Source organism: Gordonia sp. 852002-50816_SCH5313054-c, from assembly GCF_001665925.1.
GTDB classification, from domain to species: Bacteria; Actinomycetota; Actinomycetes; order Mycobacteriales; family Mycobacteriaceae; genus Gordonia; species Gordonia jacobaea.
In genome coordinates this window covers 81,126-96,249 of sequence record NZ_LZTE01000063.1, presented here as the reverse complement: position 1 = coordinate 96,249, position 15,124 = coordinate 81,126, and the positions used below count along the sequence as shown (strand labels likewise).

At 65.6% G+C, this 15,124-nt stretch carries 16 protein-coding genes; 5 read left to right on the top strand and 11 right to left on the bottom strand.

What is annotated here, in order from left to right:
- Positions 1–61: 61 nt before the first annotated feature.
- Positions 62–682: a TetR/AcrR family transcriptional regulator gene (locus A5788_RS16600; protein ID WP_064866693.1), complete on the bottom strand. Its 621-nt coding sequence runs from the start codon at positions 680–682 to the stop codon at positions 62–64.
- Between the two features lie 79 nt (positions 683–761).
- On the opposite strand from A5788_RS16600, the gene A5788_RS16595 reads away from it, so the two are divergent.
- Positions 762–1,166, top strand: coding sequence for a DoxX family protein (locus tag A5788_RS16595; RefSeq protein WP_049699333.1), 405 nt, complete (start codon positions 762–764; stop codon positions 1,164–1,166).
- A complete protein-coding gene (locus A5788_RS16590; protein ID WP_064866695.1) occupies positions 1,163–1,588 on the top strand; it encodes an HIT family protein in 426 nt (141 codons plus the stop codon). Before A5788_RS16595 ends, A5788_RS16590 begins: the two co-directional genes overlap by 4 nt.
- A 33-nt stretch (positions 1,589–1,621) precedes the next feature.
- Here the strand turns inward: A5788_RS16590 and A5788_RS16585 are convergent, their stop codons facing one another.
- The 4 genes from A5788_RS16585 to A5788_RS16570 all read right to left on the bottom strand — a co-directional run bounded on the left by A5788_RS16585 (position 1,622) and on the right by A5788_RS16570 (position 7,447).
- Positions 1,622–2,233 carry a TetR/AcrR family transcriptional regulator gene (locus tag A5788_RS16585; protein WP_331436313.1) on the bottom strand — a complete coding sequence of 204 codons (612 nt, stop codon included), beginning with the start codon at positions 2,231–2,233 and terminating at the stop codon, positions 1,622–1,624.
- Between the two features lie 14 nt (positions 2,234–2,247).
- Positions 2,248–4,413 (bottom strand): 3-hydroxyacyl-CoA dehydrogenase NAD-binding domain-containing protein, encoded by a 2,166-nt coding sequence (locus tag A5788_RS16580; protein WP_064866697.1) that lies wholly within the window; start codon positions 4,411–4,413, stop codon positions 2,248–2,250.
- Between the two features lie 79 nt (positions 4,414–4,492).
- Positions 4,493–5,632, bottom strand: coding sequence for an acyl-CoA dehydrogenase family protein (locus A5788_RS16575; protein WP_064866699.1), 1,140 nt, complete (start codon positions 5,630–5,632; stop codon positions 4,493–4,495).
- Positions 5,633–5,668: 36 nt separating this feature from the next.
- Positions 5,669–7,447, bottom strand: coding sequence for an AMP-dependent synthetase/ligase (locus A5788_RS16570; RefSeq protein WP_064869635.1), 1,779 nt, complete (start codon positions 7,445–7,447; stop codon positions 5,669–5,671).
- A gap of 117 nt (positions 7,448–7,564) precedes the next feature.
- Here A5788_RS16570 and A5788_RS16565 point away from each other — a divergent pair, with 117 nt between their 5' ends.
- Positions 7,565–8,920 carry a flavin monoamine oxidase family protein gene (locus A5788_RS16565; protein WP_064868651.1) on the top strand — a complete coding sequence of 452 codons (1,356 nt, stop codon included), beginning with the start codon at positions 7,565–7,567 and terminating at the stop codon, positions 8,918–8,920.
- 7 nt (positions 8,921–8,927) lie between these two features.
- Here the strand turns inward: A5788_RS16565 and A5788_RS16560 are convergent, their stop codons facing one another.
- Positions 8,928–9,479, bottom strand: coding sequence for a YceI family protein (locus tag A5788_RS16560; RefSeq protein WP_064868654.1), 552 nt, complete (start codon positions 9,477–9,479; stop codon positions 8,928–8,930).
- 60 nt (positions 9,480–9,539) lie between these two features.
- Here A5788_RS16560 and A5788_RS16555 point away from each other — a divergent pair, with 60 nt between their 5' ends.
- Positions 9,540–10,397, top strand: a complete 858-nt coding sequence (locus A5788_RS16555) for a D-hexose-6-phosphate mutarotase (protein ID WP_064868657.1) — start codon at positions 9,540–9,542, stop codon at positions 10,395–10,397.
- Between the two features lie 10 nt (positions 10,398–10,407).
- Here the strand turns inward: A5788_RS16555 and A5788_RS16550 are convergent, their stop codons facing one another.
- The 5 genes from A5788_RS16550 to A5788_RS16530 form a co-directional block, all read right to left on the bottom strand.
- A complete protein-coding gene (locus tag A5788_RS16550) occupies positions 10,408–11,448 on the bottom strand; it encodes an NAD(P)-dependent alcohol dehydrogenase (RefSeq protein WP_064868661.1) in 1,041 nt (346 codons plus the stop codon).
- Positions 11,449–11,647: 199 nt separating this feature from the next.
- Positions 11,648–12,175 (bottom strand): hypothetical protein, encoded by a 528-nt coding sequence (locus A5788_RS16545; protein WP_152930085.1) that lies wholly within the window; start codon positions 12,173–12,175, stop codon positions 11,648–11,650.
- A 59-nt stretch (positions 12,176–12,234) separates the two neighbouring features.
- On the bottom strand, positions 12,235–12,819 hold the full coding sequence (locus A5788_RS16540; RefSeq protein WP_064868807.1) for a DUF6611 family protein: 585 nt from the start codon (positions 12,817–12,819) through the stop codon (positions 12,235–12,237).
- A gap of 228 nt (positions 12,820–13,047) precedes the next feature.
- Complete coding sequence (locus tag A5788_RS16535; protein ID WP_064868664.1) at positions 13,048–13,347, bottom strand: YiaA/YiaB family inner membrane protein; 300 nt, start codon at positions 13,345–13,347, stop codon at positions 13,048–13,050.
- Positions 13,348–13,438: 91 nt separating this feature from the next.
- Positions 13,439–14,275 carry a Cof-type HAD-IIB family hydrolase gene (locus A5788_RS16530; RefSeq protein ID WP_064868810.1) on the bottom strand — a complete coding sequence of 279 codons (837 nt, stop codon included), beginning with the start codon at positions 14,273–14,275 and terminating at the stop codon, positions 13,439–13,441.
- Between the two features lie 137 nt (positions 14,276–14,412).
- Here A5788_RS16530 and A5788_RS16525 point away from each other — a divergent pair, with 137 nt between their 5' ends.
- Positions 14,413–15,066, top strand: coding sequence for a hypothetical protein (locus A5788_RS16525; RefSeq protein WP_064868667.1), 654 nt, complete (start codon positions 14,413–14,415; stop codon positions 15,064–15,066).
- Positions 15,067–15,124 lie beyond the last annotated feature (58 nt).

Here is a 15,124-nt window from a genome sequence, read left to right as displayed (position 1 = left end):
TTCGTGGACTGGATTCTCGCGAAGAACGGGAAATGAACGAGAAGTACTGGGGAAGATCTGATTACGCGCGGAACCCGTCGACGGCGATGCTCACCTGGGTGCGCACGTCGTCGAACGGATCGCGATCCGAATGCGCACCTGTCGACGCACGGGCGATTGCCAGTGCGGCGACAGCGAAGATCATGTTGGCCGTGAGCGTTGCCCTGTCTGACACCGCGTCGTCACCGGAATCGGCAACGAGTCTCTGTGCGATCCGGTCCTGCAGTTCGGCGACCAACGCGAGTCCCGCTGCGCGGTAACGATCACCGGAGCCACCGAAGAGCAGCTCCCGGTGATAGGCGTTGCCGTTCTCGGGGTTGGCGCGTGCGTATGCGAGCAGTGGACGAACCATCTCGTAGATCGCCTCGGCTGTATCCGTTGTCGACGCCGCCGAGGCCGCGCCGACGTCGAGTGCCCGACGCAACTCTTCGTTGAGCACCATTAGGAGCAGTTCACCCTTGGTCGACGCGTAGCGAAAGACCGTGCCCGCCGCGACGTCGGCGCGGTCGGACACCTGGCCCGTCGACACCGACTCGAAGCCGCGTTCGGCAAACAGGTCGGCTGCCGCGCGGAAGATGCGGTCCTGCTTGTCGCGCATATTGCGGGCGCGCCTACCGTCGGCGGTCGCTGCGTCGGGTGTCATGTCACCTCCAATAATGAGTGGACTCAGGAATGAGTCTACTCATTGCTACGCGCATGACAACGGCGTTAGGCTCGATTTCATGTCACCTCGCACCCTTGTCCGAATCGTCCTCGGCGCATTTATGACCTTTGCCGGAATCTCCCACCTGACCTTCGCGCGCGACGAGTTCCAGGCCCAGGTTCCCGATTGGTTTCCCATCAACACCGACGTCACCGTCCTCGCATCCGGCGTCGCTGAAATCGGCCTCGGAGCGTCGTTTCTGGCGCTGCCCAAGCACAAGCGTGTGATCGGCATCCTGCTCGCGCTGTTCTACGTCGCCATCTTCCCCGGCAACATCGCGCAGTACGTCGAGCACAAAGACGCGTTCGGACTCGACACCGACCGCAAGCGGCTCATCCGGCTGTTCTTCCAGCCGGCACTGATCGCAGCAGCGCTCTACGGGGGCGGCGTCGGTGCGAGTGGCAAGGGCGCAAGCAAGTCATGACCGACTGCGTCTTCTGCGGCATCGTCTCAGGCGACGTACCCAGTGTGAAGGTCGCCGAAACGGCGTCGACCTACGCATTCATGGACATCAACCCCGCCAACGACGGCCATCTGCTGGTGATCCCCAAGCAGCACAGCACCGACCTGCTCGACATCGGCGCCGACGATCTGAGCGCAGTCACGCTCGAGGCTCAGCGGATCGCGCAAGCGATGGTCGACGACGCAGGCGCCGATGGCGTGAACCTACTCAACTGCTGCAAAGCTCCCGCGTGGCAGACGGTGTTCCATTTCCACCTCCACGTGATCCCGCGCTATGCGGACCGCAGCGTCGACCGCCTGTCGCTGCCGTGGCAACCGGGTGTCGCGGGTGATCGGGTCGTCATGTCGGAGTACGCCGAGACGTTGGCAACAGCGCTGCGCTGAGCGGAAACGAACTCCGGGGCGAGACTCGCGAGTTCAGACAGAACCCGACATGACCCGCTCGGCGAGCGGGACGAGCGTCTCGACGAGAATCGTGCGGGCCTGCTTGCGGGAGAGCGTCTTTCGATCGACCCATTCACGGGCGGTAGCCTTCATCATGCCGCCCCAGCTCCGGAACACGGCGAGCGCCACCTGGTGCTCGCTGCCCGACCCGTCGAAACCGATAGCGTCGAGCACGCGTTGGGCCGCGCGATCGTCGGCCTCGTTGAGGATCGCCGCGATCTGCGGGTCGTCGCCGATCCCCTCCACGCCGACGGCAAGCCACGTCTTTCCGTGGGTGTCGAGGACGGTCATCAGCCAGTCGACCGAGGCCTCGACCCGCTCGCGCAGGGTGCCGCCCGGCAGATTCACCGTGTCGATCTCGGGCACGATCATCATGGCACGCACGACTTCGACGTAGAGGTCGCGCTTGGTGCCGAAATAGTGGTTCAGCAGCCCGCGCGCCACTCCGGCCTCACGGGCGAGCTCGGCCATCTGCACCGTCGCGTAGGGCTGCTCACCGAACATCCGGATGGCGACAGCCAAAATTTCATTGCGCCTGGCGTCGGGGCCGAGTCTGCGCCAACGCGGTTCATCTGCGGTGGTCACAGTGTGTGATGTTGTCACACAAGCTCGCTGCCGTCTGCCGCACGGGCGCGCAGAGCCTCACTGACGACGAATCTGTCGCCGTAGCGCGCACGGAGCTCGTCTGCGCGCGCAACGAATCCGCCCATCCCGCCCGGATACTGATTGATGTACTGCAGCGCACCGCCGGTCCACGCGGGATAGCCGATACCCATGATCGAGCCGACGTTGGCCTCGGCCACCGACCCGATGGTGCCCTCGTCGTAGCAGGCGAACGCCTCGAGGGCCGCGGCGACGAGCATCCGTTCTTTCGCGTCGTCGAACGGGATCTCGACGTCGGACCTCGTGTAGAGCTCCGCGAGGTGTGGCCACAGTCCCAGTCGCTTTCCACCGGGACCGTCGTAGTCGTAGAACCCGCGACCCTCCAGGCGACCCGGGCGATCGAACTCCTCGAGCATCCTGTCCACCAACGGATACGACGCACTGGGTACGAATTCGACGCCCCGCGCAGCGGCGTCGGCGATGAATCCCGCACGGATCTTCGCGATGGTCTTCATGTTGATCTCGTCGAACAAAGTCAACGCGCCGGCCGGGAAACCTGCCTGCAGCGCAGCTTGTTCGGCGCTGGCGGGATGCATGCCCTCGGCCACGAGCGAGAGCGCCTCGTCGACGAACTTCGCGATTACCCGATTGGCGTAGAAGCCGTACGTGTCCTGCACGACGATGGGCGTCTTGCGGATCTGCTTCGCGAAATCCAGTGCACGAGCCAGTGATTCGTCTGAGGTCTGCTGTCCGACGACGATCTCGACGAGCGGCATCTTGTCGACCGGTGAGAAGAAGTGCAGACCGATCACGTCGGAGGGCCGGGTCACCGCACCCGCCATCTCGGCGATCGGCAGTGCCGAGGTGTTCGACGCGAGTAGGGCATCGTCGGCGACGTAGCCTTCGACCTCGGCGAGAACCTTCTTCTTGAGTTCGACGTCTTCGAACACGGCCTCGACGACGAGGTCGGCACCCTTGACGTCGGAGATGTTGTCGGTGGCCAGGATTCGGTCGAGGACTCGATCGCGACCCTCCTCGTCGAGGCGGCCCTTGGCGACCTTGGCGTCGAGGATTCGTCGGGAGTAGTCCTTGCCGCGTTGCGTGCCTTCGACCGTGACGTCACGCAGCACGACGTCGACTCCTGCCTGCGCGGTGACGTACGCGATCGCCGCGCCCATCATGCCCGCGCCGAGGACGGCGACCTTGGTGGCCTTGCGTACCGGAACGTCGGCGGGGCGGGCGGTTCCCTTGTTGACCTTGCCCAGGTCGAAGAAGAGCGCCTTGATCATGTTCGCCGAGATCTGGCCACAGATCAGTCGCGCGCAGTAGCGCGTCTCGATGGTGAAGGCGGTGTCGATGTCGACCGACGCGCCCTCGACTGCGGTGGCCAGCACCGAGATCGGGGCGTTCATCGGCGAGCCCTTGAGTTGCTTGCGCAGTGTCGCGGGGAATGCGGGTAGGTTGGCCGCAAGTGCGGGCGACGACGGCGTGCCACCCGGAATGCGAAATCCCTTGCGGTCCCACGGTTGTGTGGCGTCGGGGTTGGCTTTGATCCAGGTGCGTGCGGCGTCGAACATTCTTTCTCGGGTCGAGACGACCTCGTCGATCACGCCGACCTGTAATGCCTTGCGCGGCGTCATCCGCTGTCCCTGGCCCACCACGTTGAGCATCGCGTCGACCACCCCGAGCATGCGCACGACGCGCGTCACACCACCGGCGCCGGGCAGCACCCCGAACGTGACCTCGGGAAGGCCGAGCAGACTTCCTCTGGCGTCCAATGCAATTCGACGATGCGCCGCCAACGCGACCTCGAATCCGCCTCCGAGTGCTGTGCCGTTGATCGCCGCGACGACGGGTCTGCCGAGGGTTTCGAGTCGGCGGAACGTCTCCTTGTAATGGTCGAGCCCTGCCGAGATGGCTTCGATGTCATCGGGGCCCGCGGTCATCAGCAGGTTGAGGTCGCCACCCGCGAAGAACGTGTCCTTGCCCGACGTGATGATCACGCCGGTGATCGAGTCCTTCTCATGCTCAAGGCGTTCGACGACGCTGCGCAGAGCTGCAGACATATCGTCGGTCATCGTGTTGGTCGACTGGGTCTTGTCGTCGATGGTGACCGTGACGATGCCGTCCGCGTCGACGTCCCAGCCGATGATGCCGGACATGTGAGTGGTGAAGTCGGTCAAGGGTTTCGCCTTCGTGAGTGTGTGAATCAGATCGCCCGCAGAACTAGAGGCTGCAGAATCAGAGACTGCGCGCGATGAGGTCTTTCATGACCTCGTTGGCGCCCGCGTAGATCTTCGCGATGCGCCCGTCGACGAAGAGCCGCGCGATGGGGTACTCCTCCATGTAGCCGTAGCCGCCGTGCAACTGCAGGCAACGGTCGACGACCTGCGTCTGCTGCTCCGAACACCACAGCTTGATCATCGCGGCGCCCTTGACGTCGAGTTCGCCACGCACGTGCTTGTCGATGGCATCGTTTACGAAAGCCCGCATCACCTCGACGGTGGTAGCGATGTCGGCAAGCTCGAACCGCGTATTCTGCAGTGCGAAAAGCGGTTTGCCGAAGGCGTGGCGCTCACGCACGTACTCGAGCGTCAGCTCGTACGCTGCTTCGACGACGCCGAGCGCAGCGACGCCGACGATCAGTCGCTCCTGCGGGAGTTGCTGCATCAGTTGGACGAAGCCGGTGCCCTCCGTGCCGCCGAGCAGATGCGTCGCCGGTACGCGGAGCCCGTCGAAGAAGAGCTCTGTGGTGTCCTGGCCCTTCTGGCCGATCTTCTTGAGCTTGCGTCCGCGCTCGAAACCCGGCGGGTTGTCGCCTACTTCGGCGACGAGCAGTGAGACGCCCTTGGCCCCGAGCTCCGGGTCGGTCTTGGCCGCGACGATCAGTAGGTCGCACGTTGCGCCGTTGGAGATGAAAGTCTTTGCGCCCGTGATGACGTACTCGTCGCCGTCGCGCACCGCGCGGGTGCTGATGGCCTGCAGATCCGACCCGGTGCCCGGCTCGGTCATGGCGATGGCGCCGATCCACTCACCCGAGACGAGCTTGGGAATCCACCGCTTCTTCTGTTCCTCGTTCGCGTACGAGAGCAGGTAGTGGGGAACGATCCCGGAGTGCACACCGAGTTGCATGGAAAGGTCGGCGCCGCGGGCCTGCTCGCGGAAGAGTACGGCCTCGTGCGCGAATGTCGCTCCGCCACCGCCGTATTCCTCGGGGATCGACATACCGAGCAGACCGAGTTCGCCCGCACGACGGTAGAGCGCACGGTCGGGTTGACCGGCCGCCGCGAACTCCTCGTGGCGCGGCGCAACCTCTTTGGTGAAGAACTCGCGGGCGAGCGCAGTGAGGTCGGCGAGTTCGGTTGTCAGATCGTTTGTCATCGTGGTCTGCCTTCGTGGTGCTGGTCGGGAGCGCGTTCAGCGCTGATAGAGCGCGTCGATCTCGTCGGCATACTTTTTGGCGATCGGCGAACGCTTGAGCTTCATCGTCGGCGTGAGTTCGTCGCCACCCGGGGCCCAGTACGTCGGCAACACCTGCCACGCGCGGATGTGTTCGACGCGACTGAGCCGCGAGTTGGCCTGTGCTACTGCGTCTTCGATGGCGCCCTGGATCGTCGGGTGCAGTGCGAGCACTTCTGGTCGGACGTCGACGATGCTGGCCTTCTGACCGAAAGCTGCCACCGCATCGGGGTCGAGGGTGATCAGCGCCGACACGTAGGGGCGGTTGTCGCCGATGGCGACGACGCTGCCGATCAGTGGACTGGCCGCGGTGAGCGCGCCCTCGATATTCGACGGTGACATGTTCTTTCCGCCGGAGTTGATGATCAACTCCTTCTTGCGGTCGACGATCGTCAGGAAGCCGTCGGCGTCGAGCGTCCCGATGTCACCGGTGTGCACCCAGCCGTCGGCGTCGAGTGTCTGGCCGGTGCGCTCTGGATCGTTGCGGTAGCCGCGCATCACACCTCCGCCGCGCACCATCACCTCACCGTCGGACGCGAGCGTCACCTCCGTGCCCGGAATTGCCGTACCGACGCTCCCGTACCGCGGTCGGGCGACCGGGTTGACCGTGGTGACCGCGGACGTCTCCGACATGCCCCACGCCTCCATCACCGGAATGCCCAGTGCGAGCATGAATTCGAGCGCCGCGACGTCGACCGGTGCGGCGCCGGAGACGGCGGCGACGAGCGAATCCATCCCGAGCTTTGCACGTAGCTTCGACAGCACCAGCTTGTCGGCGATCGCTGCGGCGACGGTGTCGCGCAGGCCCAGTCGCCGTCCGCCGACCGTCGCCGCAGCCTTCTTCTTGCCTGCAGCGAGAGCCCACGTGGCCAGTGCGCCTTTGATTCCCGGCTCGGCGTCGAGCGTCGTCTCGATGCTGCCCTTGATCTTGTACCAGAGCATCGGAACGGCGACGAAGAACGTCGGGCGGACCTGACCAAGCGTCCCGACGAGTTGTTTGGTGTCGGGGAGGTCGGTGACCGTGATGCCGAAGTACATGGGTGCGTACTGGCAGATCCACCGGTTGATGAGGTGTGCGTCGGGCAGGTACGAGATGACGCGGCCGTCGGAGAGGTCGCCGACCACGTCGGTGATCACCTCGAGTTGGTAGAGCAGGTTGGCGTGCGTGAGCTCTACGCCCTTTGGGTTGCCGGTGGTGCCGCTCGTGTAGATCAGCGTGAGCACGTCCGAGCGTTCGACCTGCTCATACGTGGCGTCGAAATCGAAGTCAGCTGGTGCGGGCGCGGCGATGAGTTCGGCGAGTGTCGTGACGCCCGCGGTTCCGTCCGGCGCGTCGACGACCACGACGGCGGCGGAGCCGTCACCCGCCTCGACGATCCTCTCGAGGAACTGTGCCTCGGTGATGACGACCGACGGCTCCGCGTTGTGGAAGAGGTAGGCGATCTGCGGGGCGGCGTTGGTGTTGTAGACCGAGAAGGTCACAGCGCCGAGGTGCATCGCCGCGGCGTCGACAATGTGGAACTCGGGTCGGTTGGTGAGCATGATGCCGACGGTGTCGCCGCGTGTGACCCCGAGTGCGGCGAGGCCTGCAGCCACCTCGCGCACCCGTTGCCCGTACTGCGCCCAGGTCAATGACGTCGTGCCGTCAGCGGTGCGGATGGCCACCCGATCCGCATGGTCGACCACACGCCGCTGGAAGTGCGTGCACAAGGTGTCTGGTTTCGGGGTACCGGTCATCGTCGTCCTCACTCTATTGGCGTCGCGCCAACAATCATCGAGGCTCGTTGGCGGGATGTCAATAACTCGGTCGACGCTGCGGTGGCCCCACCTCTCGTCGCGGTGTAGACCGATCTCATGGAGACCTCACGGGCCGGATCGCCACTCGACTACGACACCGTCGTTGTCGGGGCGGGAATCGCGGGCTTGACCGCCGCCCGACTACTCGCCCGCGCCGGCCAGCGGGTCACTGTTCTCGAAGCGCGTGACCGGATCGGCGGACGCGTGCACAGCGACCGATCGGGTGGCACGGTGACCGATCGTGGCGCCTCGTGGATTCACGGGATCAACGACGCCCCGCTGCACACCGTCACCGAGGCCTTCGGCATGCGCACCGTCGAATTCACGGTTGGTAGTTACCAACCCGACAGTCGGCCGATCGCCTACTACGACCCTGACGGCAGACGACTCGACGACGACGCCGTTGCCGCCTTCGCTGCCGACGTGCATGCCTTCGACGACGCGCTGTCGAAGTTCGTCGCAACGATCGGCGCCGGGGTGTCATACGGCGAGGCGACGGAAACGACGCTCACCGCGCTCGATTGGGATGACGCACGAGCACAACGTGTTCGAGAGTTCGCTCGCCATCGCACCGAAGAACAGTACGGCGTGTGGATCGACGAGCTCGATGCCCACGGACTCGACGACGACGAGACGGATGGCGACGAAGTCGTGTTTCCCGACGGCTACGACCAGCTGGCCACCCACCTGGCAGACGGGCTCTCGGTGACACTCAATCGTTCTGTCGCCCACATCCATTGGGATGAGAACGGCGTCACCGTGATCGATGCCGCGGGCGATGAGACGTCGGCCGCACGGGTCGTCGTGACCGTATCGGTCGGAGTTCTCAAATCCGACGCCCTGACCTTTGACCCGCCGCTACCGGAACCCGTTGCCGGAGCGCTGGATCGGCTGGAGATGAATGCGTTCGAGAAGGTGTTCCTGCGATTCGAATCGAAGTTCTGGGATGACGGGGTCTACGCAATTCGTCGACAGGGACCGGCCGCCCAGTGGTGGCACTCCTGGTACGACCTCTCTGCACTTCACGGCGAGCCGACGCTACTCACCTTCGCCGCCGGCCCCTGCGCTCGCGCGGTTCGCGAGTGGAGCGACGAGGACATCGCGGCATCGGTCCTCGAATCGCTGCGCGAAATCTACGGCGACGCTGTCCCCGAGCCGACTCGCATCGACGTAACCCGTTGGCAGGATGACCCTTTCGCGCATGGTTCCTACGCATACATGACCGTCGGCTCGACGACAGCCGACCACGACGTGCTGGCGACACCGCTGGGCGGGGGCGTCGTGCATCTGGCGGGCGAGGCCACGTGGACCGACGACCCGGCAACGGTCACCGCTGCGCTCGAGTCGGGACGCAGAGCGGCGTCGAACATTCTCGGGCGCGACGTGCAGGTCGCCGAACTGTGGTCGCGCTGAATAACTTTCAGTGATCTGACGGCAGCTCGACGCTGATGGTCACGCGCACCTCGTCGTCGACCTTGAGCGCCCCCATCATCATCGAGTACGGCTTCAGCCCGAAGTCGCGGTGGGAAACTGTGGTTTCGATTGTGGCGGTGCGCTTCCCGTCCGCATCGGCAACCTCGACGTCGAGGGGATGCTGACGTTGCTTGCCGTTGATCGAGAGCGTCCCGTCTATGCGATAGCCGGCCTCGATGGTCGTGATCGACGCGGCGTCGTAGGTGATCGTCGGCGACTTCGACGCGTTGAGCGACTTGAGCGCATTGCTTCTGGCAAGCGACTTTTCCGGCCCGGTCAGCGGCGTGACCCCGCCCTCACCGGAGACGACGGTCAGCGAGTCGACGTCGATCGAGGCGGACACGTCGGACGGCACGCCGTCGCTGAGGGTGACCGTCGCCGACCACTGCTGCATCTCGATGGTCAAGCGGTGGCCTGTTCGCGATGCCGGGCCGGTCACACCGGTGTGAAGGGTCAGCGTCCCGTTGGCCGGGCCGAATTGCCATGACTCCTGCGCCATTGCGCCTCCTCGAGTGTCGACGACCACCCTAGGCGCTTCTGCTGTGTCAAGGTTGTCGATGTGACTGCATCGGAAAGCCAGGGAGTCGTGCTCGGGACAGCATTCGGATTCGACGCGTGGCTCGTGACGACGCCGCACGCCACCGCGGCGATCTCGATCTTCGGTGGGCAGGTGCTCTCCTACCGGCCGACCGGAGCCGACGACGTGCTGTGGGTATCGCCGCTGGCCGCGACGCCGCCGACGCCCATCCGTGGTGGCATTCCCGTCTGCTGGCCGTACTTCGGGAAGGAGAACCAGACCGGTGACGTGCCCTCGCACGGTTACGCGCGCACCGCGACGTGGCAGGTCGTGGACACCGAGGTTCTTGCTGACGACGTGACGCAGGTGCGGTTGGCACCGCAGGGACTCGAGCAGCTCACGCTGCGCCTGGAGCTGATCGTGCGCGTCGGCACGACGCTGGAAATCGGTGTGCGCACCACGAACCTCGCCGACGAGCTCGCGGTGCTCACCGAGGCGCTGCACAACTACCTGCGTGTCTCGGATGCCACCGACGTCCACGTGGAGGGACTCTCGGGTAAGTCGTACGAGGACAAGTTCGACGACCTGAAGGTCAAGACCCAGGAGGGCGACTGGCGACTGCCTGACGACGTGCCGCGCAGCGATCGGCTCTACCCCGATGCGGGTGAAACCTACCGGCTGGTCGACCCTGGTCTTGGCCGGACCATCCGCGTGACCGGCGATCGCGCGCGCACCGCCGTCGTGTGGAACCCGGGGCCCGACGTCGCCTCCGGGATGGCCGACGTCGGGCCGCACTGGCGCGAGTTCGTGTGCGTCGAGACGGCCAACGCCGGTCCGGATCTCCTCACCGTCGCTGCGGGCGCGACCGTCGAGATGTGGCAGACGATCGCTCTGGAGTGAGGCTCAGGCTTTACGGAACGACGACCGCTCGTCCGCGCAGGTCGTTGGCCGCGAGCTTGCGGTACGCAGCGACGCCGTCGTCGAGGCTGAACCGCTCCACCGCGACGTCGAGGACGCCGTCGCGCGCGAGGTCGAGGACCTCGATCAGCTCCGCACGGGCGCCCCAGTAGGGCGTGCGGACCGACACCTCGTAGGGCTGTGACCAGAAGCCAACGGTCGCCGCAGCCTTGCCGTCGCCGAGTCCCACGATCGTGACGTCGCCCATCGTGCCGACGACACCCATCGCCGTGTTGATCGTCGGCTGATATCCGACGAAGTCGAAAACGGCTGTCGCGCCGTCTTTTCCGGTGATCTTGCGGACGTTCTCGACGGCGTCGGCGTCGCTGAGCACTGTCTCGTGCGCACCGACCTGCTTGGCGAAATCGAGCTTCTCCTGCGTGACGTCGAGTGCGATGACCCGCGCCGGGGTGAGGTGCCGCAGCATCTGGATAGCGACGTGCCCCAGGCCGCCCGAGCCGATCACGACGGCGGTTGTGCCGCCGAGAAGCTTGCTCAATGACGGCTTGATCGCGTGGTAGGGCGTAAGGCCGGCGTCGGTGAGCGGAACCGTGGTGACGGGATCGAGGTCACCGATGGGGACGAGGTGCCGCGGGTCGTCGACGACGACGTACTCGGCCATCGCGCCGTCGTGTCCGAGTCCGGGCGGCGTGATCTGCAGGTCGGCGGCCCGCGAGCAGTAGTTCTCGAGGCCCTGCGAACAGAAGTGGCAGACTCCGCATCCCCACGGGCCGTAGATGGCGACCGCCGTGCCCTCGCTGACCGTCGAAACACCCTGTCCCAGTTCGGCGATCACGCCGACGCCCTCGTGGCCGAGCGTCATCGGGAGCGGATACGGGAATGCGCCTTCCGGCGCGTTCAACACGAAGTCGTCGGAGTGGCACGCGCCCGCCGCGGTGACCTTGACGAGCACCTGCCCCGGACCCGGCGTGGGCTTCGGAACGTCGCGGAGCTCGGGTTCGGCTCCGGCTTTGACCATCTGGACGGCCTTCATCGGTGAACTGCCTTTCGGATCGGCGTACTCCCCTCCCTGATCTCAGGTTTACTCTCCCATCAAGAACTGTGCTTATGAGGGGTGCCGACCCGGCTCGTGGGGTCCGCAGCGGGTGCGAGCACTCCCAGCGGACTCGCTGCCAGCCGAGCCCGATCGCGGGCAGTCGAGCTCATCGACCACCGACTGCGCAACCACGTTGTCACTGCCACGGCCGTGGCTCCGCACGATGCTCGGCGTGGCCACACCACGACGTCACCGCATTGGCGATGTAGTCGCATGATGCCCTGTTCGAGAACAACTTCGACGTGATCGACGGCGCAGGGAGTCCGCCGTTCATCGTCAGGTGATACCAGCTGTCGGCACACACCTGGCCGAACCAGTGCTTGAAGATGACCGGTTCCGTCGGCTCGATTCCCGGGGTGCAGACGACCAGGACGCGGTCGACGTCGGTGTCGAGCACGAGGTCGGTCAGTGAGGAGACCACGACGTTGCGCAGCGCTCGCGTTGGGCGTGCCAGCGTGTCCAGTCCGAAGCGCGATGTCGATCTCTTGATCGAACCCCCGTCGACGAGGATCAGTCCGATCCGTGCTTCGGGCGACGGCTCGGCGTCGACGCGCACTCCCATGTCGCCCAGCGCCGCGGCGATATCGGGATTGATCGGCCCGAACGTGCGGACGGCGACATGGTGACGCGAGACCCGCGCGGCACGTTCCATCGCGATGGTCATGAGATCTCCTCCTGGTCTGCGGTACAGCGTGATGTGGGATGAGTTTCGGATCGCCCGGGTCATCGGCGTACCATTCGCGGGAGTCGACGGCGCCGCTGCGGAATGGAGTCGTAGACGCGCTGCCAGATGAGCTCGTGCTCAACAGGATCGATCACGCCTCGCTCCAATCGACGGTCAGCGGAACGTAGTTCGGCGAGGGTATCGGCGATCGACTTGGGAGTCGGCATCCCTGCGGGGAGGTCGTATCCGGGAATGGTGGTGAGGTCGACGGTGCGTACGGCACCCGGCAGAGTTCCTGCGGTACGTCGCGCGGCCACACCCGAAACGACGAGCACGGCGGTGGCCGTCGCGAGAACCGTCGTACCCGACGCGCCGATGGAACTGAGACCGACGGCCACGGCCAGCCACGCGACGAGGCCCCAGACCGGCCACCCGCGCCACAGGCGCAGACGTCGACGCTGCATCGAGCTGATCCCGGGCGGGAAGACAACCAGGCGGTAGCGGCACACGCCGTAACGGCCCGCGCCTGCACTGAACGATCCCCACACCGCAGGCCCCTCGGCGAGCCGGTCGATGATCGCGGAACCCGTTGTTTCCGTGCCCAATCGCCCCGTACCCAATCCTTCGGAGCCGTGTGAACTCATCGTCGTCATTCCGATAGTGCTACGCCGCGCGCTCGACGTCGGGAAGAGTCTTGACGGGTCTTTGACGAGACTTTGACGCGGCGTCGAACAGCCTTGACGAGTTGCTGACAGTCGGGGTGCTTGCAGTCGAATTGCAGGCGGCGCGCATGAGACCGCCCCGGAGTCGAGTGACGCCGGGGCGGTCGGGGGGATTGTTGACGGGTGGGTTGCTGACGGGTGGAGTGCGGATTATCCGGCGACCCGGTTGAAGGGGTCGTGTTCGGCGATGAGCTTGTCGACGCGGGCTTCGTCGATGCGGGCACGGACCGTTGTGAGTTCTTGGCGGTCACGGACGACCTTGGCGAGCGTGAAGGTGCTGGAGGTGAGGAACAACAGCGTGATGGCGAGGAATCCGCGCTGCCAGGGGTCGATCGGGAGGTAGAGGATGCCGACACACGCGGTGGCGAGGCTGACGGCGAAGGCGATGGCTGCTTGGAGGAAGAAGGCTGCGGTGGTTGCGGTCTGGGGAACTTCGTTGGAGGAAGACATGCGTCAACGGTGTCAGCGGCGGCAGGCGCGGCGGATGCGTAGGACTACGCGGTTCCCCTGAGTGTTCTGGGCGACTGAGTTTTCCGGGCGGTCAGGAGCCGGCCGCGTCGAGTGCGGCGCGGATCGTCCGCACCACCCCGTTGTCGGTGTTCGACGGCGCGACGTACCGCGCGGCGTCGAGGATACTTCGGTGCGCGTTGGCAACCGCGTACGACCAGTCGGCGGTGCCGAGCATCCCGAGGTCGTTGAGGTAGTCCCCGAAGACCATCGTCTGCGCCGGGCTGATTCCGAGCCGACGCTGCACCGCCCGAACGGCTTGCGACTTGTCGACGCCGCTCGTCATCACATCGAGCCAATGTTGCCCGGACACAACGACTTCGGCGTCGATCGGCAGTGCTGAAATCGCCGGGGCGGTGGTGTCCTCGATTCCGTCGAAGTCGTAGACCGCCACCTTGACCAGTTCGGCGTCGATGGCGGCGAGGTCGTCGACGATTCTGTTCGCGTAATAGTAGGGGCGGATCTGTTCGAGGAACCGCTCATCGGAACGCTCGACGTACGCGACCTCCGGGCTGCACAGCACGACGCCGATGTCGGCGCCGTCGGACTGCAGCGACCGTGCGCGGGCGAGGACCGCGGCGGCGCTGCTCGCGGCGAGCGGTTGTGTCCGCAGGATCTCGTTCTGTCGCGCCACCACCGCACCGTTCTCGGCGATCACGACGAGCCCGGGCACTGCTTCACCGAACTGGTGCAGCAGGGTCGCTGCCTGGCGTCCGCTCGCGGGACTGAACACGATGTCGCGGCTGGTCAGCTCGTCGAGCAGCGGCCAGAGGTCGTCGGGGATGTGCTTGGCGTCGTCGAGCAGAGTGCCGTCGAGGTCGGTGACGACGAGGCGCAGGTCAGCGGGTACGGGCGGAATCGTGGTGGACATCGTGGTCCATTGTGGCAGTTCGGTGTCGCAGTCAGGTTTCGCAGTCAGGTGTCGCAAACCCGGCCGGAACATTCTCCGGGTCCGGCCGCATCCAATCGGTACTTGCTTACGAGAAGCCACCCGAGAGGACCCCAGACGTGAAGACCACCCCGCCCCACACAACAGCCATCCGACGCACCATTCTTGCCCTGCTCGCAGGTATCGCGGCACTCCTCGCCACCGCCGGGGTCGCGGCAACCGCCCACGCCGATACCGGTGGGCGTTACCCGTCAGCGCCGATGCGCGGCGTCGACGGCGGTGCGGGCCCGGTCAAGGGCAGCAACTTCAGCCCGTCGGATCGTCCGTACGTCATCTCCAACGACTTCGCAGGCATCGAGTACACCTTCGGCATTCCCGGCGACTGGTCGTGCGGCGCAGGATCGTCAGTTGTCTCGGCCAACGGCGAAGCAACATGTTTCGAGGAGGGCACCACGAAGACGACCGCGGCCGGAGGCTTGGTCGCCTACCAGAAGTGCGCGGAGTCGCGGTGCACCACAACCGACGTCAAGCGCGCCACCTCGCAGCTGCGTGTCGACCGTGAAGCGTGGCGAGCTGTCGACGAAACCACCTGGTACGCAGAGCAATCCGGCACCCTCAACGGCGTTCGCAAGGTCCGCGTCGCAGTTGCCCACGTGTTCCACACCGCAGACGGCGAGCACGGCGTCGCCTTCGCCCAGTTCGACGGTCCGCCGTCCAAGCGCGGCGAACTCCTCAAGATCATCAACAGCATTCGCGCCAACACTCCGCGATAGCACCGCCGACGCCGAGCCCCGGCCTCCCCTGCGGGAGGTCGGGGCTGGGCCATGACAT